Origin of the sequence: Defluviitoga tunisiensis, from assembly GCF_000953715.1 — a bacterium.
GTDB classification, from domain to species: Bacteria; Thermotogota; Thermotogae; order Petrotogales; family Petrotogaceae; genus Defluviitoga; species Defluviitoga tunisiensis.
Window position 1 is genome coordinate 1,620,437 of the sequence record NZ_LN824141.1, and the last position, 20,339, is coordinate 1,640,775.

Sequence of the window (20,339 nt, forward strand, 5' to 3'; positions counted from 1 at the left end):
ATTTATTTAGAATATATATAATAATAATCTCCTGGCCAAATTGGGTTGTACACATATCCTTTTAACCAATCTCTATGAACTCGTATAGCCAATGGTTGATACAACGGCAATGTTAAAGCATAATCAATAACAAACTTCTGAATATCTATATACATTTGCTCTCTCTTAACAGGATCCGTTTCTAAAGATGCATCTTCTATCATTTTATTCAAAGATTTTCCACCAAATTCTGGTATTGGTTGTGTTGCAAATTCTTCAAACTTTGTACCATAATAATGTCCATAATCACCTTGACTGTGATAATAAGTGAAAATAAAGTTATGAGGATCAGGAAAATCTGCTAGCCAACCAATAATATACACAGGAAGAATCATATTTTCTCTTGCATCTAAGTATGTTGGCCACTGAACTCCTCTAACTTCTACCTGAAATTTAGGATTAATCTTTGCTAAATTATCTCTTAAAATTTCTGCTGCAACTCTTCTTTCTTCGTTTCCAATATTATAGAGAACATCCATCTTAAATCCCTGCTGCCATAATCTTCCTCTAAAAGCTCTTCTAAAATAATTTTCGGCCTTCTCAAGATCTAAAGTATATTTTGGAAGAGTACCATCAAATCCTAAAAATCCTTCTGGTAATGCAGTAGGAACATGAATACCTAACCCTTTTAGTATCTCTTTAATCATACCTTCATAATCAAAGGCATAGGCAAAGCCTAATCTAACATTTACATCTTCAAAGAAGTTAGTAGGTATACCATTACCATCTAATTGTCCGCTACCAATATATGGAGATTCTGACTTTATTTCCCAGTTAAATCCCATAGATGTTATTTGAACCGTTGGAAGACCTTCTAGCACTTCAACACCTTGCATAGATTTAACTACATCTAAATATTGTACTGGACAGTCAATTATATCTGCATCTCCTTTTTCAAGCATAGCTCTTCTTGTAGACCATTCATCTATTCCTTGAATAACTACTGTCTTAACAGGTGCTGGACCCTTCCAATATCCATCAAATCTTTCTAGAACAATTCTTTGCTGGGCATGATCCCATTCAACAAGTTTATATGGCCCGCTTCCCATAGCATGATCAAACAATGGTGATTGTTCTTTTGTCCAGCCGTGATATTTCCACCAACCTTCTGCTTTGCCATCCCATAATCCTAATTGTACGGAATATTCTTTATCTAGTATTGCACCCCAACCTCCACCACTAGCAATAATATTAAGGAAAGGCGCATATGGTCTCACCAAATGAATATGAACTTCGTCTCCAACAACCTCTATCGAAGGATCTACTACCTCATGATAAAAGTTAATAAGAGCAGTTTCATATTCCTTTGAAATCGGATTCATATTACTGTCAAATATTTTATCCCAAGAAACTCCTATATATTCTTCCACGAGATCCCTAACAGAAACTGCTCCAAATATTGGTTCTATTATCATCCACATTGGCCCAGCTGCTGGATCATATAAAATTCCTCTTTCAAAAGTGTACTCGACATCTTCTGGGGTTAGATCATTTCCGTTTTGAAACTTTACACCTTTTCTAATTGGAAATACGTAAGTTGTTCCATCATCTCTGAGATAACCATTTTCTACACTTGGAACAACTGTTGAAATCATAGGAACAAAGTCAGTCATGCTTCCACCATCATAAGCTATAAGGTTATCATATACATTAAAAATAACCTCTGCGCTCGCTGTATCATAAGCATGATGTATATCTAATGTGTCTGGTTCCGATAAAGTTGCATCAAAAATCATATCGGGATTCTTTACTTGTGAAAAAGCAAAAACTGACAATAACCCTATTAACAAAATAAAAACAGACTTTTTCATGCCAATACCTCCCTTACAAGTTGAAAAATACAAAATTTTTTCACTTAACTAAATTCACCGGATGTTTGAATTATATCATATTTGTCTGTAATATTCAAGTAATACATTTTATAATTTTAAATCACTTTCAAACAAACGATTTGAAGATATTATATATATAATATGCATGATTTAATCAAGATAAAAGTTAATTCTTTTCATTTTTTTAGTTACATAGTTACTAAAATTGTTATAAGAAAATATTATGTAAATATGAAAAATATTTCAGAAGTATAAAATTATGAATTTTTTTTCATATAAATGTTATTTCAATAAGCTGTGATTTTCTAAAAAACGTTATTTCAGAAACTATTAATAATTATTTTGAGAGAATCTTTGGCATCTCCTAATAATAAAATTACATGTTCATCATTATAAAGAGGATTTTCAACTCCTGCATAACCAGGCTTAGTATCTTTATTACAAATAAATATGTTTTTTGCTTTTTTTACTTCTAAAATAGGCATGCCGTAAATAGGTGTTCCTTCTGCTGTATTTGCCGCAGGATTGATAACATCGTTTGCACCGACTACTATTACTAAATCAGTTTTCGACAATTTAGCGTTTGATTCGTCTAACTCTAATAATTTATCATAAGGAATTCCTACTTCAGCCAATAGTACATTCATGTGACCAGGCATTCTTCCAGCAACTGGATGAATTGCAAAGTTTACTTCCTTACCGACTGAAACAAATTTATCATATAATTCTTTTATTATATATTGAGCCTGGGCTAGGGCCATTCCATATCCTGGTACTATCATTACGCTCTGAGCTTCTTCTAATATTTGACTAATTAAGGATTTTATGATTTTAATTTGCTCGTCATCAGATTCAGATATGTTAAAAGATTTGCTTTTTTTAATAGCAACTTCTTTATTTGCATAGCCTTTTTCAATTATTTTATCAGAATTCAAAGCTATTGTCCTTCCTGTTATTACATCTCTTAAACTCCTATTCATTGCATTACACATAATTTGAGTTAATATTAATCCAGAAGCGCCTACTATTGCTCCAACAACTACAAGAAGAGGATCATATAGGGCAAAACCCGCTACTGAGGCTGCTAATCCTGAAAAAGAGTTAAGTAATGAAATAGTAATAGGCATATCGGCTCCGCCTACTCGAATAGAAAAAGCCACTCCATAAAAAATTGATACTAAAAAAATCATTATTGAAAAAGTAAAATAAACTACTCTAGAAATGTTTGGTAGAGAAACAACTATAATGGAAAAAATGATAAAACATATAGAAATAGTATTTAATAAGGTATGAGCTTTAAAAACTATTGGTTGTTGTTTCATTTTTCCACTAAGCTTTGCAACCGCAATTAAACTTCCACTGAAAGTAATTGCTCCTATCGTTAAAGCTAAACTAGATGATAATCTGCTGACTAAATTCATATCACCATAATTATTGAAAAGAATAATCAATGCGACAATAGCTGAAGAAGCGCCTCCTAAACCGTTTAATAAAGCAACCATTTGAGGCATTTGAACCATAGTTACTTTTATTGCTAAAATAGCTCCTATTATTCCTCCTAGTATTAAAGCTATCCATAATAAAGATACATTTAAAATATTATTATAGGCCAACGTTAATATAATGGCGCAAAGCATCGAGATAGAGCCAATTAAGTTACCTAAAACAGCTGTTTTGGGTGAACTCAGCAATTTAATACCGAAAAGTACTCCTAAAGTTAAAATTAAGCCAACAACAGTATAAATTGTGATCATACTTTCTCAAATCAGCTCCCCTCAAAAGTTATTTGTCTTTCTTAAACATTTTAAGCATTTTATGAGTAACCATGAAACCACCAACAATATTTATAGTTGCTAGTACGATAGCTATAAAACCTAAAATTTTATAACCAGTATTCACAGCTGCAGCAGTTGCAACCAGAGAACCCAAAACAGTGACACCTGATAGAGCATTCATTCCAGACATTAAAGGTGTGTGTAACAAACTTGGGACGTCACTTATAAGTTTATAACCAATAAACATAGATATTACAAACAAAATTAGTAAAAATATGATATTCATTTGGCAATTACCTCCCTACCTTTTATAAATCCCCATAGCTTCTAATGCCCCTGCATGAACTATTTTATTGCCATTGGTGACAATAGTTGCTGATATAATCTCATCATCACTGTTAACATTTATTTTTGAATCTTGAGTTATATAACTCAAGAAATTGTAAATGTTTTTTGAAAACAACCAAGTTGAACTCAATGGAAGCATACCAGGAATATTTTTCGTGCCAATAATTGTTATTACATTCTTTTGAACTATTTTACCAGGCTCGGTTAATTCACAATTTCCCCCTTGATCAATTGATATATCAACGATTACTGAACCACTCTTTAAAGCTTTCACCATGTCTTGTGTAATTAATATTGGAGCAACTCTACCAGGAACAAGAGCTGATAAAATAATAATATCAAAAGTTGATATATGCTCTTTAATTATACTTCTTTCTTTATTTAACCACTCATCTGGTAAGTTGTTTGCATAACCACCACTTCCAACTGCTATTTCTTCGGGTATACCAACATCAATTATTTTTGCTCCTATACTTTGAGCTTGCTCTCTTGCATCAGCTCGAATATCTATTGCATAAACTGCAGCTCCTAATCTTTTCGCAGTGGCCAAAGCTTGTAAGCCTGCGACACCTGTACCAATTACCAAAACATTTGATGGTTTAATTGTTCCCACAGCTGTAGTTATTAATGGAATAAATTTTGGTAAATAATTTGCAGCCATAAGAAATCCTTTATATCCTGCAACTGTACTCATGGATGTTAAAGCATCCATTTGTTGAGCCTTTGAAATTCTAGGAATACTATCTAAAGTAAAACTCACAACACCTTTTTCAGCAAGTTTTTTTATAGTCTCATGATTTTGCGGAGAAGCAGGATGAAGAAAAGTAATTAAATACTGACCATTTTTCATCATATCTACTTCATGCTTACCTACTTCTTCATTAAATAATGGTTCTTTAACTTTTAAAATAATATCTGAACGTTGATATATTTCCTCAACATCTTTTACTATTTCTGCACCAACTTGCTTATAATCATTGTCTTCAATATGTGATCCTTTTCCTGCATTAGATTGAATAAATACCTTTGCTCCTTGCTCAACCATTTTTGCAACTGTTTCAGGTATTGCAGCAACTCTATTTTCACCTTCCATAATTTCTTTGGGTATTCCAATAGTCATATTTTTAAATTTCAAACTTACCACCTCCCTGAATGTTAATATTACTCAATTTATAAATTCTCAAACATTAATTTAGAACTTTGTTTGGTTCCTTATAGCAAAAGAATGAAGAATTTTGCTCAAAACGTAATTTATACATAGATTTTCAGAACTAATTTTTCTGCTTTCTATTCGAAACTTGATTAACAGTAAATTAATAAAATGATTATGTGAAACCCATAAAGGTTTACATTACTATTTTACACTGTTTTTATCAATTTTCAGAACTTGATAAAAATTCTTTCATACAAACTAGAACTGATTAGATGATTTTATTACTGATTATAGATGATTTTCACAATTATGAAAAAAATTTCATAGTTAGTGTAACTAATAAACATATATATCATATTGACACATTGCAGAATATATGTTATACTTAATTTGGTAATTAGAAACGGGTGCGTAGCTCAGTGGGAGAGCGCTTCCTTGACGCGGAAGAGGCCGTAGGTTCAATCCCTACCGCACCCACCATTCATCAATTAAAAAACAGGAGGTTCAAAAACGAACCTCCTGTTTTTTAATTATTAATTATCCGATAGATTTTATCGCGATATTTTTCGTTCACTTTTATATAATCCTCTTCTTTAAATATCAGTTTTTCCTTATCATTTGGAGCATTTCTTGCTACAGCACTAACTAAGGCTGATACAGACTTTTTACTTTTTAACTGAAGATCGTTGATAATAGCCTCCGTTTTTATCTTTCCTTTTTCAGTTATTAATCTTAAGAAATCTTTAGTCAAGGGTGTCAAATTATTTATAAAACTGACTAATTCTTCATCTCTCCATTGCTTTTTTGATCGATCCTTTAATAAACTTTTTAATACAGAGATTCTTTTTATCAAATTGTCAGATAAAAAATAAAATAAGGTTTGTGCATCAATTTCAACTTCATCCAATAGTTCTATCAACGAATCGAAAGTATCACTATCAATATCAAGTTTTATTTTATCCTCTCCATATTGTAAAACGTTACTTTCATACACTAAATTAAATCTATCAAAATAACTCTTTATTAATTTTGAAAATAGAAACTTACGTAAACTATAATTTTCTATAGATTTAAGATATTGATTAATGTAGTAAAAATCATCTTTATTTTCAATTCTACTGAAAATAAGTTCTTCAAGCTTCTCTTGATTATCTTTCTTTAGTAAATTTGTCCCCATAAACTCTACTAACATTTTTAGTTCATCACTGAACATAGCGTTTCGTCAATTTGTTGACAGTCCTCCCTTCTTGTAAAATAGAAGATTTAAGAATTATAGTTTTTTATGCATATTATTAGTTTGATAAATAAAAGCAATTATTTGTATTTATTTCACTCTTTAATATAATTTATATTCAATTGAGACTACTATAAGTATATTTTAACAGAAAATATTCTATTTACAACTCAAATCAAAAGTAACCAATAAAATTATAAATCTTGTCACTTAAGGTGTTATATCCCCTAGTATTACACTATACTTTGCCCCGGTTATTTGAGGAACGTTATTACAACGCCTTTTAAAAGTTTGATAAGCAAGAATAGCAAACGCAACAGCTTCTTTAGCGTCACTAGAATATCCTAATTGTTCTAGGATCATAACAACTACATTTTCTCCTAAAAGCATTTTTACATAAGATTTTATCATCAGAATCAATGTTGGATTATAGCTACCTCCACCTGAAATAATAATCTGATCTATTTTATTTCTAATAAATCTCTGATATGCATCAACAATAGTAAATGCAGTAAAATTTGTAACAGTAGCTATGATATCTTCATTGGACAAATGTAATTCTTTCCCTATATTGACAATTTTCCTTGCATAATTTAACCCGAAAGCCTCTCTTCCCGTAGTTTTAGGGGCTTTTTTACTTATAAATGGATGTTTTTTTAATTCATTAAGTAGTTCTGTCGATACTGTTCCTTTTATTGCCATTTCTCCATCTTTATCAAAAGTTTTCTCCCCATTAGTTAAAATTTGAATAACTCCGTCAATTAACATATTACCAGGCCCAGTATCAGTTCCTTGAATATCTTCTATTTTTCCGTTTTTTGGAATATAAGTATAATTTCCAATACCTCCTATATTTTGCAAAACTCTATTATACTGATTGCTTTTAAATAATATATAGTCTACATATGGCACTAGGGGAGCTCCTTGGCCACCTGCTGCTATATCTCTTGCACGAAAATTACTTATGGTTGTAATCCCTGTACGCTGTGCAATTACCCCAGCTTCTCCTATTTGAAGACTTGAGACGTAATCATTTTCAACATCATGATAAATAGTCTGACCATGTGAACCAATTAACTCTATATTACTTAGTTTTATATTTGTTAAAGAAGCTATTTTTTCTACACTTTTAGCAAATAGCTCTCCAAGTTCAAAATTCAATCGACATATTTTATCAACACTTCCTGTTTTTGGATCACAACATTCTAATATTTTATTTCTAGTTAAATTATCATAAGGTGTATTTATAAAATTAATAACTTTTACGTCGAAATCGTTAGAACTTATTTCACTGATATCTATTAAAGCAGTGTCGATTCCATCAAGAGATGTACCGGACATTAATCCAACAACATACATATTTATAATCTCCTTATTAAAAAGTTGAAAAAATTATTTGATTAACTCCAAATTATTAATTTTAGGCAAATACAATATTATTTATCTTATTTCTTATTACATTCAATTCAGGTTTTTTAAGGTATCTATCATAAAAGACAGCATTTGTTAAAAATATAGAAAACATGCCATCTTTTCTAATCCAGATAGACGTTCCTGTAAAACCATTGTGGCCAAATCCCGAACTATCCAGTGAATATTGGCAACCAGCAACTGGTGGAGCCATCCAAGCTATATGAGTTATATTTTCACCTCTTTTTACAATCGTTGTTGTAAATAAATCAAAAGTTTTCTCAGAAACAATTTTACCACTGAGTAAGTTATAAATAAAAATTCTTAAATCATCTACATTTGAAAATAGACCTGCATTACCACTTACTCCTCCAAGGTAATAGGCTAATTCATCATCAGGATCACCTTTAAGTCTTTTTCCGTCTCTTATAGAAGTGGCGACTGCTCTCTCTTTATCTATAGGATTATAACAAGTATTTTTCATACCTAAATCTATAAAAACTTTTTCTATATAATCTTTAAAATTCACTTGAGTAACTACTTCAACTATCTTCATTAAAGTAATAAAATTTAAGCAAGAGTATTCATAGCATTTATTTGGGCCTTTTTGAGGTTGTATTTCTATAAGTTTTTCAAAAAGTTCTTTGTTTTTATATTCCTTCCAAAGAGTTGAATAAGAAGGCATTAATGAAGTATGAGTTAGTAATTCAAAGATTGTTATTTCTCCTTTTTGCCCTGAAACATTTAAATAATTTCCTATTTTATCTTTTAAATGCAATTGACCGCTATCAATAAGTTTCATAACAGCAGTAGCTGTGGCAACAACTTTAGTAACACTAGCTAAATCAAAAATATCGTTCTCGGTTAATTTCTCAATCCCATCCTTTGTACCAAAAAAATCTCTGTATAAAATATTTTCTTCATCCCCAATTAAAAGAGAAGCTGCTGTATATACGTTATTTAAACCAGATACTATTATTTCATCTAATATTTTGATATCTAAACCTTTCAAATCATTCACCTTTCTTTAACAAAATTATATGATAAAATTATTTATATTTCTTTAATAAATATATCTAAAATATCATCACATACAGAAATATTTTCATATTCTTTGATTCTTATTTCACCTTCCCTTTTTATAAGATCTTTTTCTGATTCAGGAGAGGTAATTAGCTTTATCACTATCCTTGAAAGTTCTGAGAGTTTAGCAACCCATGGCTTAATATCTTCATAAAACCCCTTAAAACCAATTTTACTTAACTCTTCATCAAGATTTGATAATTCTTCTAGATAACTTACAAGTTCTTTGCTAGCATTTAAAGAATCTTCTTTATAATTTTTTAACAGCCTTTTTAATTTGAAAGATGTTCCTTCAAATAAGCGTGATTTAAGAAAATTTTCACTGAATAATTCTAACTCTCTCGAAAAATTTTCGCCCGCGATGTTAAATATTGCTTTCTCCCACGAAGTCCAAGGATTATAAGATTCAGAATTCCAAAGATAATCAGATATAGTCTGCAAAGCAATCATTGAAGCATAAGCCTGATTCATTGGATTAGCTATAACTCCTTCTATCGATTTGTAAAGATCAACTTCTCTGTTCGTTAATGGCCCCAAAAATAATTTTCCTTCATCCGCATCATTAACCGGATAATTATCCCACAATACTAACTTATGTCCAAACTGACTTGAAATCTCATTTGCATTTTTTATAGAAACTCTTTTAGACCAAACTCCATTTCCAGTCCAAATTACTACTATTTCAGAGTGTAAATTTTCTTTTAGAGTTCTTCTATAAGGGGAATCTTCTTTTTGCCAATATTCAGTAGGACAAAAATACAATTTTGCTTTAGAATCCTTCTTCTTTAAAAAATCATACAATTTGTTTGCTATGTATGTCTGGGCCAAACCATAATTATTATTAAACTTTCTAACATCTTCTTCGTATTCTAATTTATGAGGTATATCATCAAACAAAATTGCTACATTTGTAACTCCCCGCCTCAATACTTCATCATACTTATTGCATAACAATGAAAATTCCGTTTCATCGCTAAACTTCATACTTAAACCAGGACTAATACAAAATACAAAATCTACATAATTTTTCTTTGCCTCTTCTATCAAATCATATATTTTTTTCTTTTCTTCAAATGGATATGGTTCCCTCCATTTTTCTCTATGGTATGGATCATCCTTTGGAGCATACCAATATGCATTCATTTTATTTTTTCTACAAAATCTTATTATGTCTTTTCTATTTTCATTACTCCAGGGTTTACCATAAAAACCTTCTATAATCCCTCTTATATTAAAAGAAGAAAAATCAATAATTTCAACTATTGGAAGTATTTTATTTTTGCTATCAATCAATTGTTTTAGGGTCTGCGATGCATAAAAAAATCCTCGTTTTGTGGAAGAGCCTATACTAATTTCCTTTTTATCTTCATGAATTTTCAACAGATACCCTTCTTCGCTTAAATCTTCTAAACTTAATTCAAAATCGTTTTTATTTAAAAAGTCTTCGAGTTCCTTCACTGAAGAAGAAATGATTCCTTTAACTGTTAAATCTGCCTTTTCAGGTTTATCTACTAGAACAAAACAATCATTAGAAAAAAAATCTTCAAAATCATTACAACAGATTTTTATTTTAGAACCATTATATTCTATGTTTTTTCCTTCGTAAAATATTTTCTTTGGCAATGGATTTAAATTTTTTAACACACATTCCATTATTAAAATCCTCCTTTAATCCAGTTTGTATTTTTAAATTATCTCAGAAATCCCAAAATCCTTATTATATATATGTTTTAGAATTGATTTTTTTACAAAATACCTCCTCACTTCTAATCCCCACTAATTCTGATTTTTTTAACTATTCGGTACTTGTACCAAGTCAGGGGGAGGGCTCCGCCCTTGACCCGTTATAAATTCAGATGTTTACTCTTAGAAAATCTTTTTTTCTAAAACCCCTATACAGTTTATATTTTTAAATTCTCTCAGAAATACCAAGACCTGGAGTGATTGGCATATGAATCATCCCTAAATCATAAGCAATCCCATCAGGAATAAAATCAGATTCAAAAAATAAAGGTGAATCCAGATCTGCCTTTGTGATATTTTTAAAAGCAGCTGCAAAATGAGAAGCTGCTGTTACGGAAATCTTTGATTCGATCATACAACCTATCATACATTCAATACCTGCAGCTTCAGCAATTTTATTTATTTTAATCGCATTATATATACCTCCACATTTCATTAGTTTAATATTAATCATATCTGCAGCATTAAGTCTAATAATATTCAATGCATCATGTACGTTAAAAACACTTTCATCTGCGACAATTGGCAATGATAGACAATTTCTTAAATATTTTAACCCTTCAATATTCCAATTTATCACAGGTTGTTCTAATAGTTCTATATCATATTTCTCCAATTTTTTCATAAGAGATAAAGCTTCTTTGATGTTCCATCCCTGGTTAGCATCTAATCTAATCTTAATGTCGGTTCCAATGTTTTCTCTAATCATTTTTACCCTTTGAAAATCTTTGTTAGGATCAACCCCAACTTTTATTTTCAATATCTTGAACCCTTTCTTAACCGCTTCTTTTGCATCATTTACCATCTTCTCTGGCTCGTTTAGACTTATAGTAATATCTGTCTCAAATGAATTTTTATAACCACCTAGGAGCTTATATAAGGGAACATTATAATATTTACCTAAAATATCAAATAAAGCAACATCAACTCCAGCTTTAGCACTTTCATTTCCATATATAGCTTTTAAAATTTTTTCTTCAACTCTTTCTATATCTCTAGGATCTTCACCAATTATAACCGGTTTTATATAATTATTGATAGCACTCATAATGCTTTCTTGAGTTTCGCCTGTAACCCTTGGTTCAAAAGCCGATTCTCCAATTCCAATCAATAAATTATCAGTATGAATTTCAACATAAACGTTTTTTACTTCATTCAATGGACCAGCTGCGGTTATAAAAGGACTTGTTAACTTTAAATTTAACGGTTTAACTTTAATATCAACTATTCTCAAATGAACTTCACTCCTTTAAAAGTTATAGCTGAGCTTAATGATTCAAGATAAGTTAAATTAGAATTCATGGAGTAGAACAATAAATCCATAACAAATGTTTCGTGAATATCATATATCTTAAAAACTCCATTTTCATTTTTTCTTCTAAAATCAGATTCTTGATGAATTACATAATATTTATCTTTTAGTTTTCCCAAATACATAATGACATGACCTTTCATAAAAAGAAGATCTACAGCTAATAATTTATCTAAAATGGTTTTTCTTTCAGAAATGTAAGAGCTAAATGAAAAGCTACTAGGAAAAACCATTGTTCGTTGGTATTTAGAATCTCTCGGAAGATATAAGCCAAAAGTCTTAAATATATCCATTATAAATCGTGAGCAATCCCTGTTATCATTGCTTCCACCCCAACCATATCTTTCTCCAAGCATTTTAAAAGCTTGTTTAATTATATTTTCTCTGGTAAAAGCTAAAAAATCTCTCTTAACTTCCTTAGAACCTGAAAGAGGATAAACTGCAAAACCATCTTCACATTTATAACTTTTATCTACACTCCTATCAAAAAGAATCTTAAGAGGATAGCACCCTTCAGGAAAACAATAACCTAATTTACTATAAAATTGTTGAGTTTCAATCTCAGTCGCTAAAATAATTTTATCGCCCATTTGAAACTTTAACTTACTAAAATGTGCAAGGTCTTCTGTTTCTACTTTGCTTTCAGTTACCACTAAGAATGAATCAGATGAAAGATAATTTATAAACGTTTCTCTTGAGACTGTTATAAAATCATCTACTTTTATCCACCCAGAGTAAAAATAGCTTTGAACAAAATACCATCTTGAATCAAAAGATTTTTGATAAACTAAAATAGGTTCTCCTGGAGAAAGAGTTGTTAGAGCTAACAGATCTTGAAATGGAAAGTTAGGAGAGTTAGATATTTTTTTAGCAATAGGTAACGATTTTACAGAACATTTTTTAGTTGTAAATCCAAAACTTATTTGAATATAAGCTGGTAATTTTTTCTTGTAATTCTCAAAATTTGAAAGGTATTTGTATAGACTTTCTATATTTAATGTACTAATTTTACGTCCCCAACTTGTATAAAGATCTTTAGTGGAGAGTTCCATAAGATTTTGTAAAGTATTAATCTTTTCCATTTCTTTTACAAACAAATCCTTTTCGACTTTTCTCTCTTTCTCTAAAAAGTATGAGGAATTAAAATTAAAATAATAATTTTCTAATTGATGTTCTTGCATTCTGCTTGCAATTTTATGATTTAAATTACCTATTTCTACTGGCTCCATTAAAACACTGGATGCCTCTTCTAATCTATCTATCCAAAATGTAGGATCAAACACTGCTTTATTATCAACATTTAAAATAGAGTAAATACTATTACATATTGAATCCTCGTTCATTTTGTTTTACTCCTTTGTAAATACAGATCTTTTCGAACTAATCAAAAATGTGCCAATCATTCTTAGTAATATCTCTTGATAGTAAATCATCATAAGTTTCTCTTCGTGTAATCAGTTTATTTTTTCCGTTATTAACCAATACAATAGCAGGTCTGAGAAATCCATTATAGTTACTTGACATAGAATAAGTATAATCACCAGTAAAAGGAATTGCTAATAAATCACCTATGGACAATCTTGGAAGGAATATTTCGTCTATTAAAATATCCCCTGATTCACATGCGCGTCCTGCTATTGTAACTTTTTCAAAATCTTCAGTTTCTTTCATTTTATTTGCCACATAAGCTTGATACTTTGCGTTGTATAACGATGGTCTTATATTATCAGCCATACCGCCATCTACTATAGCATACTTTTTACTTGCACTCTTTTTGATCGCACCTACTGTATATAAAGTAGTACCCGCTGTTGAAATTATTGATCTTCCTGGCTCTATACTTATTTTTGGTTTAGGATAATTGTGTTTTTTTGATATAACTTCTACTTGGTTGACAATCTTATTAATTACATCAAAAATATCCATTGATTGCTCGTTTGAAGAGTGTGCAACACCGAATCCTCCACCAATGTCAATCTCACCCAATATGATATTTTCTTTCTTCCTAAGACTTACCAACAACTCAAACAAAGTTTCTATAAGATTTACATAATACATAGGTTCGCTTATTTGAGAACCAATATGTGCATGAATTCCACATAATTCAAGTCCATTAAAGCTTTTAATTTTTTTTACTATACTATCTAAATTTTCTAAATGAATGCCAAATTTAGAATCAACTTGTCCTGTTGATATATATTTATGAGTATTAGGATTAATCCCAGGAACAATTCTTAATAAAATACGTGTCTTTTTTCCAAATCTTTTTGAAATTCTATTTATTTTATACAATTCCTCTTCATTGTCAACTATAATTGTAGATACATCATTTTTTATTGCCATTTCAATTTCTTCATTGAACTTGTTATTTCCATTAAAATAAATCTTTTCAACTGGAAAATTATTTTTAAGTGCAATATATAGCTCTCCACCAGAAACAACCTCTATGCCTATTTTTTCCTCGTTGATAATTTTACACAATTCCGAATTTAAAAAGGATTTAGAAGCATATGCTATAAAAAATGATTCAGATCCGCTTTTGAAAAAAGCTTCCTTAAATTTATTAATATTGTTTTTTATTTCAATTTCATCTAATACTAGAAGAGGCGTGCCATAATTTTTTGCTAAATCAAAACAACTTACTCCACTAATTTTCAAAATTCCTTGTTCGTCAATACTCATATTTTCTGGTAAATCTTGTAGATGCATTTTTGATTTATCCCCCTTTTAAAATAAAGATAATCATTTAAAAACTCTGTAAATAGTCTTTTACATGAAAGCATATGTCGAAGCTTTCCTTCAAAGTATAAGAATACTCATAATTTTAATTCTCATATAAAAAACATCTTATTTTTCTTTCATTAATTTCAAAATATGGTGGGATAATATTCTTACACTTTTCCATTGAATAATTACACCTAGGCTCAAATGGACATCCTTTTGGTGGGGTTATTAAATTTGGAACTTCGCCTGTATTTCCAAGCTTCTCAGAAACTAATCTATCAGGATCTGGTGCCGCCTTTCTAAGAAGTTGTGTATGTGGATGGAGCGGTTCTAAAACTACATCATCAGTTGAACCTACTTCTAAAAACATTCCTGCATACATAACTGCAATCCTATCTGAAATATATCTTGCTGCAGCTAAATCATGCGTCACATGTAAATATGTAGTGTTAAAATCGTCACGAATTTTTAACATAAGTTTCATAAATGAATCCACGAGCTGAATAGTTTGTACCTCCTGAAAAAAATGGATTGAAATTCTGGGAAAATGGTCCTGTCACATCCATGATCATTGATAAAGTACTTGCTAATGAGAAAACATATAATACCATTACACACAGAAGTAATACATTTCTTTTCACCATACATCCCTCCTATGAATTTGTTTGAAAAATCTTTTGTTTTTAAAACAACTTACCAGGATTCATAATATTGTTTGGGTCTAATATCTTCTTTATCTCTTTCATTCTAGTATACTCTTTTTCTTTTGTTTGTTTAAGTAACTCTTTTTTTATGAATCCTATCCCATGCTCCCCACTTATTGCGCCTCCCATTTTCGCTGCTTTTATGGCTATCTTTCCTAATATCTCTTCCGATAACTCTTTCCATTCTTCTGGCGATACTTTTGATGGTTTTAATGGTGCTGGATGTAGGTTACCGTCTCCCGCATGACCTGCTACAGGTATATCTACTTTGTATTCTTTTGATACTTCGTTGATGTACGCCATTATTTCTGGTATCTTTGATGTCGGTACTACTACATCTCCTGTCGGTACATAGGGATCTATTGCTTTCAAACTTTCTAACCAGTTCCTTCTCATTCGCCATATTTTTTCTGAATTCGTCCTGTTATCTGCTATGAATACATCTTTCGCTCCGTTCTTTTGTAATGTTAATCCACTTTTTTCATATATATCTTCTATTTCTCGCAGGTTGTTCCCTTCATATTGAATTATTAAATACGACTCTACTTCATCTTGATACGGCAATTTCATTCCTGTGTACTTTGATGTATACTTTATTGATTCTTTGTCTATGAACTCTATCGCTGAGGGTAAGACTTTCGTTTCTCTCATTAATGGCGCTACATTTTCTATAGCCTTTTCTATACTTTCAAACGGTACTAGTAAATCTACTACTTTCCCAGGTTGGGGAATGAGGTTTACATATATCTTTGTGAAGATACCTAATGTCCCTTCAGATCCTATGAATAAGTGCAGAAGATTGTATCCGCTTGAGTCTTTCCTTCTTTTTCCTCCATATTCTATTATTTCTCCATCTGGCATCACTACCTCTAAGCCTAATATGTGATGCCCTGTATTCCCATATTTTATTACTTTACTTCCTCCTGCGTTTGTCGCTACGTTTCCTCCTATGAAACTCGTCTCTACACTCATAGGGTAACCGGCGTAATATAATCCTTTTTCTGATACTATTCGGCACAGATCGTTGGTTACTACTCCTGGTTCTACTACCGCTACTAGGTTTTTTGCGTCTATTTCTATTATCTTGTTCAACCTTTCAAGGGAGATGACTATCCCTCCATATATTGGTATGTTCGCTCCCGCTAATCCACTTCCTGCTCCTCGTGGCGTGATTGGAATGTTTTCTTCGTTGCATAGTTTTACTATTTCTGAAATTTGTTCTTTTGTTTCTGGTTTTATTACTAATTCAGGCATATGGGCGTAGTATTCTCCACCAGATTCGTCGTTTGAATAGCTTTTTAGATTTTCTTCGTCTTGATATATTAGAAGGTTTTCATTCTTTAATATCTTTTTTATCTTTTCAACTATTTTTGATGTCACTTTATTGTATTCTTTCATTTTTTATCACCTTGTTTTAGCTCTTTTAAAAGTAGCGGTACTATTTCTGTGGCATCGCCTACTATCCCTAAGTCTGATACTTTGAATATCGGTGCTTCTGGGTCTTTGTTTATAGAAATTATGTATTTTGATGTCGACATCCCTGCTATGTGTTGTACTGCGCCTGATATGCCTACTGCTATGTATAGTTTTGGACTGACTGTCTTTCCTGATAGTCCTATTTGGTGTGAGTAATCTATCCAGCCCATATCAACTACCGCTCGTGTCGCTCCTACTGCCCCGTTTAATCTTTCTGCTATTTCTTTTAGATATTTGAAGTTTTCTTGTTTTCTTATCCCTTTTCCTCCTGCTATTATTACGTCTGATTGTTGAAGCGGTTGTTCTATGCTTTCATCTCTTTTGTAGTTTATCCATTCGTATCTGCTTTGGTACATTTCTTCATTAAACTCTTTTTTTATTATTTCTCCTGTTCTGCTTTCGTCTTTTGGTAATGGTAGTTTGGATTTGGGCCTTACTGTCGCCATTTGTGGATTTGTCATTGTTTTTATCTTCGCCATTACATTTCCGCCTATTGCAGGCCTTATTTGTATCAGTCTCCTTGTTTCTTCTTCTATTTCAAAGTCTGTACAATCAGCTGTTAATCCTGTCTTTAAACTCGCTGCTAGACAGGGCATCAGTGTCCTTCCTTTGGTTGTGGCTGATGCTAGTATTATTTCTGGCTTCATTTCTTCTACCATCTGTTGGAGTATATTTGTGTACGTATCTGGATAGAAATGTTCTAGTTTGTCGTTTTCTACATAGTAGACTTTGTCCGCTCCGTAGTGTATCAGACTTTCTATGTCTTTTATTTTGTTTGTGAGTACTATACTTGTTAATTCAACTTTTAATCTTTCTGATAATCCTTTTCCCCAAGCTAATAGTTCATATGACACTGGGTTTATACTTCCATCTTCTATTTCTGCTATCGTCCATACTCCTGTGTGTGTTTGTTTCATTAAATCACACCTTTTTCTTTTATGAAGTTTTTTATCTTTGATACAGCTTCTTGTGGTGTTTTTATTGTTATCTTTTCTCCTTGCCTTGATATCTTTGGATAGAATACTTTTACTACCCTTGTAGGTGATCCTTTTAATCCTATCTTGTCTTCTTCTATCTTTAATTCTTCATTGGTTATTGTGTGTATTTTACTTTTCTTTGCCCTTAGTTTGTTTTCTAGATTTGGTAGTCTGGGGTCGTTTATTTCTTTTACTACAGTTATTAATGAGGGTAATGTCGTTTGTATGACTTCGTTTCCACCTTCTATGGCTCTTTGTACTTTTATGGCGGATTTAGTTATTTCTATTATCTTGTTTACATAGGTTAATACTGGTATCCCAAGTAACGTGGCAACCATTGGTCCTACTTGTCCTGTTTCTCCATCTGTCGCCCTTTCTCCAGCAAAGATTAGATCAAATTCTTTTCCTTTCAAAAACTGTGATAGTGTGTATGCTGTAGCACGTGTATCTGCGCCTGCATATCTCCTGTCTGTTAGTAATACCCCTTCATCGCATCCCATTGAGATCGCTTCTTTTATGGCATATTCTGCGGATAAAGGGCCCATCGATATTACTGTGATTTTTGTGCCGGTTTCCTTTTCTTTTATCCTTACAGCTTCTTCTACCGCATACATGTCTAACGGGTTCATCTCAGATTCTAATTCACTTCTTATCATCGTCCCTGTCTTTTCATCTATCTTGACATTGTCTGTTGATGGCACTTGTTTTACTAATACCACTATGTTCATTCATTAACGCTCCTTTGCCTGTGTAATGTTGAACTTCGTACTCCAAATAATCTATAATACATAATTTTTTAAGCTCGTTATTTAGATAGCTATATTTGGTAAGTAAATATATTATTTATAAAAGCTTTATAGTAATAACAATGTTATTATTTTTCAAATTATCTCATAATGTTTTTATTAAAAGCAAATTGGAAAAATAAAGAAATATGTGAATAAAGAAGTCTAATTTCCTATAATAAGAGAAGAATAATTAATACCAAGATTTTTAAATTAGATATATTGTTATTACCTATATCCAATTACTTTATTATTTAAGATATGAAATGTATTAAAAGAAGCAAATAATAAAGTGTATGGTGTACAATTTTTATTTTCCTATAATCTTTTTAATATAAGTATGCATCGATGATATTACTGATAATGCTTCTTTCTTTGAAGGCATTTCTGTAGAAAGTCTTAAAAGAGGTTCGGTGCCCGAAAATCTAAATACTGCCCATCCATCATTTTGAAAATATATTTTAACTCCATCCAAGTAGCTAATTTTATCAACTATGAATTTAAAAGATGGGAGTTTTTTTTCATGAAATAGTATTTTTGTTAAAATTGATTTATCCTCATGAGTTAGAGGAATATTAAATTCTTCGTAATATAAGGTTCCAAATTTCAAATGTAATTCTTTTCTCAAATCTCCTATCAACTTATTTGTATTACAAATCATCTCAATAATATAACATGATGTCACTGTTGCATCCTTTCCTTTTAAATGTCCCCTAATCGCAACTCCGCCACTACTTTCTCCTCCCATAAGAGCTTTAGTTTCTTCCATTTTTTGACTTATATGTTTAAAACCAACCGGAACTTCGTGACAATCTTGCCCATAATAATTTGCTATCCTGTCTAACAAATGAGTTGTAGTTATATTTCTGACAATTCCCCCATCCAGTTTTTTATATTCTAAAAAGTAGTAATACAAAAGACATAATATTTCGTTTGGATGAATGAACTCTCCCTTTTCATCTATTATTCCTAACCTATCTCCATCCCCATCAGTCCCTAATCCTAAATCATATCCTTTTTCAGGAACTAAATTCATTAGTGTTTTCAAAGTTAAAAAACTAGGGGAAGGGATTCTCCCCCCAAAAAGCGGATCATGTCTAGCGTTTATAAGTTCAACTTGACACCGCAATATATTGAAAACTGTATTTAAAGTTATCGTTGAAGCACCGAACATTGGATCAAAAAGAATTTTCAATCTTTTCTTTTTAATAGAATCTAGATCAATTTTAGAAATAACATTATCTATGTAATTATTAAATGGATCAATAAATTTGATTAATCCATTTTTAATTCCTTTTTCAAAAGGGAATATTTTTATTTGTTCTTTCCTTAAAAATTTTATCTTTTCTTCAATTTTCTGTGTTACATTTTCATTAGCATCTCGACCTTCGTAAGTAATTATCTTAACTCCATTATAATCATATGGATTATGACTAGCTGTAACAGCTGCTCCATAATAAGTTTGATATTGATTTACAGCATGCATAACCATCGGTGTAGGAACATATTGCTCAATAAAATATACATTAATATTATTCCCTGCGAGAACTTCAGCTATCCAGCAAGCTGCTTTATCTGACAAAAACCTCCTATCAAAACCTATAACAATACCAAATTTATCAACTTTTTCCTCTATAATCAAATCTGATAAACCTTGGGCCAAACATATCACATTTTCCTTTATAAAATCTTCCCCAATTATTGCTCTCCAACCACCTGTCCCAAACTTAATCATATTTTTTCC

Annotated in this window: 17 protein-coding genes and 1 tRNA gene; 1 reads left to right on the top strand and 17 read right to left on the bottom strand. The window is 31.1% G+C overall.

Going from position 1 to position 20,339, the window contains the following annotated elements:
- Nucleotides 1–2: 2 nt before the first annotated feature.
- The 4 genes from DTL3_RS07380 to DTL3_RS07395 form a co-directional block, all read right to left on the bottom strand.
- Nucleotides 3–1,850, bottom strand: a complete 1,848-nt coding sequence (locus DTL3_RS07380) for an ABC transporter substrate-binding protein (RefSeq protein ID WP_045088161.1) — start codon at nt 1,848–1,850, stop codon at nt 3–5.
- 341 nt (nt 1,851–2,191) lie between these two features.
- Nucleotides 2,192–3,625: an NAD(P)(+) transhydrogenase (Re/Si-specific) subunit beta gene (locus DTL3_RS07385; protein ID WP_045088162.1), complete on the bottom strand. Its 1,434-nt coding sequence runs from the start codon at nt 3,623–3,625 to the stop codon at nt 2,192–2,194.
- A gap of 28 nt (nt 3,626–3,653) precedes the next feature.
- Complete coding sequence (locus DTL3_RS07390; RefSeq protein ID WP_045088163.1) at nt 3,654–3,932, bottom strand: NAD(P) transhydrogenase subunit alpha part 2; 279 nt, start codon at nt 3,930–3,932, stop codon at nt 3,654–3,656.
- Between the two features lie 15 nt (nt 3,933–3,947).
- Complete coding sequence (locus DTL3_RS07395; RefSeq protein WP_045088694.1) at nt 3,948–5,114, bottom strand: NAD(P) transhydrogenase subunit alpha; 1,167 nt, start codon at nt 5,112–5,114, stop codon at nt 3,948–3,950.
- 438 nt (nt 5,115–5,552) lie between these two features.
- On the opposite strand from DTL3_RS07395, the gene DTL3_RS07400 reads away from it, so the two are divergent.
- Nucleotides 5,553–5,627: transfer RNA gene (locus DTL3_RS07400), tRNA-Val, on the top strand.
- 46 nt (nt 5,628–5,673) lie between these two features.
- Here the strand turns inward: DTL3_RS07400 and DTL3_RS07405 are convergent.
- The 13 genes from DTL3_RS07405 to DTL3_RS07465 form a co-directional block, all read right to left on the bottom strand.
- Nucleotides 5,674–6,360, bottom strand: a complete 687-nt coding sequence (locus DTL3_RS07405) for a hypothetical protein (RefSeq protein WP_045088164.1) — start codon at nt 6,358–6,360, stop codon at nt 5,674–5,676.
- Nucleotides 6,361–6,591: 231 nt separating this feature from the next.
- Nucleotides 6,592–7,740: an anhydro-N-acetylmuramic acid kinase AnmK gene (anmK, locus tag DTL3_RS07410; RefSeq protein ID WP_045088165.1), complete on the bottom strand. Its 1,149-nt coding sequence runs from the start codon at nt 7,738–7,740 to the stop codon at nt 6,592–6,594.
- Between the two features lie 61 nt (nt 7,741–7,801).
- Complete coding sequence (locus DTL3_RS07415; RefSeq protein ID WP_052670431.1) at nt 7,802–8,812, bottom strand: serine hydrolase domain-containing protein; 1,011 nt, start codon at nt 8,810–8,812, stop codon at nt 7,802–7,804.
- Nucleotides 8,813–8,844: 32 nt separating this feature from the next.
- Nucleotides 8,845–10,527: a glycoside hydrolase family 84 protein gene (locus DTL3_RS07420; RefSeq protein ID WP_052670432.1), complete on the bottom strand. Its 1,683-nt coding sequence runs from the start codon at nt 10,525–10,527 to the stop codon at nt 8,845–8,847.
- 256 nt (nt 10,528–10,783) lie between these two features.
- Nucleotides 10,784–11,851, bottom strand: coding sequence for a mandelate racemase/muconate lactonizing enzyme family protein (locus tag DTL3_RS07425; protein WP_045088166.1), 1,068 nt, complete (start codon nt 11,849–11,851; stop codon nt 10,784–10,786).
- The gene (locus tag DTL3_RS07430) at nt 11,848–13,272 is read right to left on the bottom strand and encodes an NlpC/P60 family protein (RefSeq protein WP_045088167.1); all 1,425 of its coding nucleotides are present in this window, start codon (nt 13,270–13,272) and stop codon (nt 11,848–11,850) included. The genes DTL3_RS07425 and DTL3_RS07430 overlap by 4 nt, the downstream gene beginning before the upstream one ends.
- Nucleotides 13,273–13,309: 37 nt before the next feature.
- Entirely contained in the window at nt 13,310–14,638 is a 1,329-nt protein-coding gene (gene lysA, locus DTL3_RS07435) for a diaminopimelate decarboxylase (RefSeq protein ID WP_045088168.1), read from the bottom strand.
- Nucleotides 14,639–14,753: 115 nt separating this feature from the next.
- Nucleotides 14,754–15,137, bottom strand: a complete 384-nt coding sequence (locus tag DTL3_RS07440; RefSeq protein ID WP_045088169.1) for an oligopeptide/dipeptide ABC transporter ATP-binding protein — start codon at nt 15,135–15,137, stop codon at nt 14,754–14,756.
- Entirely contained in the window at nt 15,112–15,294 is a 183-nt protein-coding gene (locus tag DTL3_RS07445; RefSeq protein ID WP_045088170.1) for a hypothetical protein, read from the bottom strand. The genes DTL3_RS07440 and DTL3_RS07445 overlap by 26 nt, the downstream gene beginning before the upstream one ends.
- Before the next feature lie 42 nt (nt 15,295–15,336).
- A complete protein-coding gene (locus DTL3_RS07450) occupies nt 15,337–16,755 on the bottom strand; it encodes an FAD-binding oxidoreductase (RefSeq protein ID WP_045088171.1) in 1,419 nt (472 codons plus the stop codon).
- A complete protein-coding gene (locus DTL3_RS07455) occupies nt 16,752–17,750 on the bottom strand; it encodes an electron transfer flavoprotein subunit alpha/FixB family protein (protein WP_045088172.1) in 999 nt (332 codons plus the stop codon). Before DTL3_RS07455 ends, DTL3_RS07450 begins: the two co-directional genes overlap by 4 nt.
- The gene (locus DTL3_RS07460) at nt 17,750–18,538 is read right to left on the bottom strand and encodes an electron transfer flavoprotein subunit beta/FixA family protein (RefSeq protein WP_045088173.1); all 789 of its coding nucleotides are present in this window, start codon (nt 18,536–18,538) and stop codon (nt 17,750–17,752) included. The genes DTL3_RS07455 and DTL3_RS07460 overlap by 1 nt, the downstream gene beginning before the upstream one ends.
- A 367-nt stretch (nt 18,539–18,905) precedes the next feature.
- Entirely contained in the window at nt 18,906–20,330 is a 1,425-nt protein-coding gene (locus DTL3_RS07465) for a phosphohexomutase domain-containing protein (RefSeq protein ID WP_045088174.1), read from the bottom strand.
- Nucleotides 20,331–20,339: the final 9 nt, after the last annotated feature.

Coding starts and splice junctions, on each gene's coding strand:
- DTL3_RS07390 (WP_045088163.1), bottom strand. CDS start 3,932: ATGAATATCATATTTTTACTAATTTTGTTTGTAATATCTATGTTTATT.
- DTL3_RS07460 (WP_045088173.1), bottom strand. CDS start 18,538: ATGAACATAGTGGTATTAGTAAAACAAGTGCCATCAACAGACAATGTC.
- DTL3_RS07420 (WP_052670432.1), bottom strand. CDS start 10,527: ATGGAATGTGTGTTAAAAAATTTAAATCCATTGCCAAAGAAAATATTT.
- DTL3_RS07385 (WP_045088162.1), bottom strand. CDS start 3,625: ATGATCACAATTTATACTGTTGTTGGCTTAATTTTAACTTTAGGAGTA.
- DTL3_RS07405 (WP_045088164.1), bottom strand. CDS start 6,360: ATGTTCAGTGATGAACTAAAAATGTTAGTAGAGTTTATGGGGACAAAT.
- DTL3_RS07455 (WP_045088172.1), bottom strand. CDS start 17,750: ATGAAACAAACACACACAGGAGTATGGACGATAGCAGAAATAGAAGAT.
- DTL3_RS07440 (WP_045088169.1), bottom strand. CDS start 15,137: ATGAAACTTATGTTAAAAATTCGTGACGATTTTAACACTACATATTTA.
- lysA (WP_045088168.1), bottom strand. CDS start 14,638: ATGCATCTACAAGATTTACCAGAAAATATGAGTATTGACGAACAAGGA.
- DTL3_RS07465 (WP_045088174.1), bottom strand. CDS start 20,330: ATGATTAAGTTTGGGACAGGTGGTTGGAGAGCAATAATTGGGGAAGAT.
- DTL3_RS07380 (WP_045088161.1), bottom strand. CDS start 1,850: ATGAAAAAGTCTGTTTTTATTTTGTTAATAGGGTTATTGTCAGTTTTT.
- DTL3_RS07450 (WP_045088171.1), bottom strand. CDS start 16,755: ATGAAAGAATACAATAAAGTGACATCAAAAATAGTTGAAAAGATAAAA.
- DTL3_RS07395 (WP_045088694.1), bottom strand. CDS start 5,114: ATGACTATTGGAATACCCAAAGAAATTATGGAAGGTGAAAATAGAGTT.
- DTL3_RS07430 (WP_045088167.1), bottom strand. CDS start 13,272: ATGAACGAGGATTCAATATGTAATAGTATTTACTCTATTTTAAATGTT.
- anmK (WP_045088165.1), bottom strand. CDS start 7,740: ATGTATGTTGTTGGATTAATGTCCGGTACATCTCTTGATGGAATCGAC.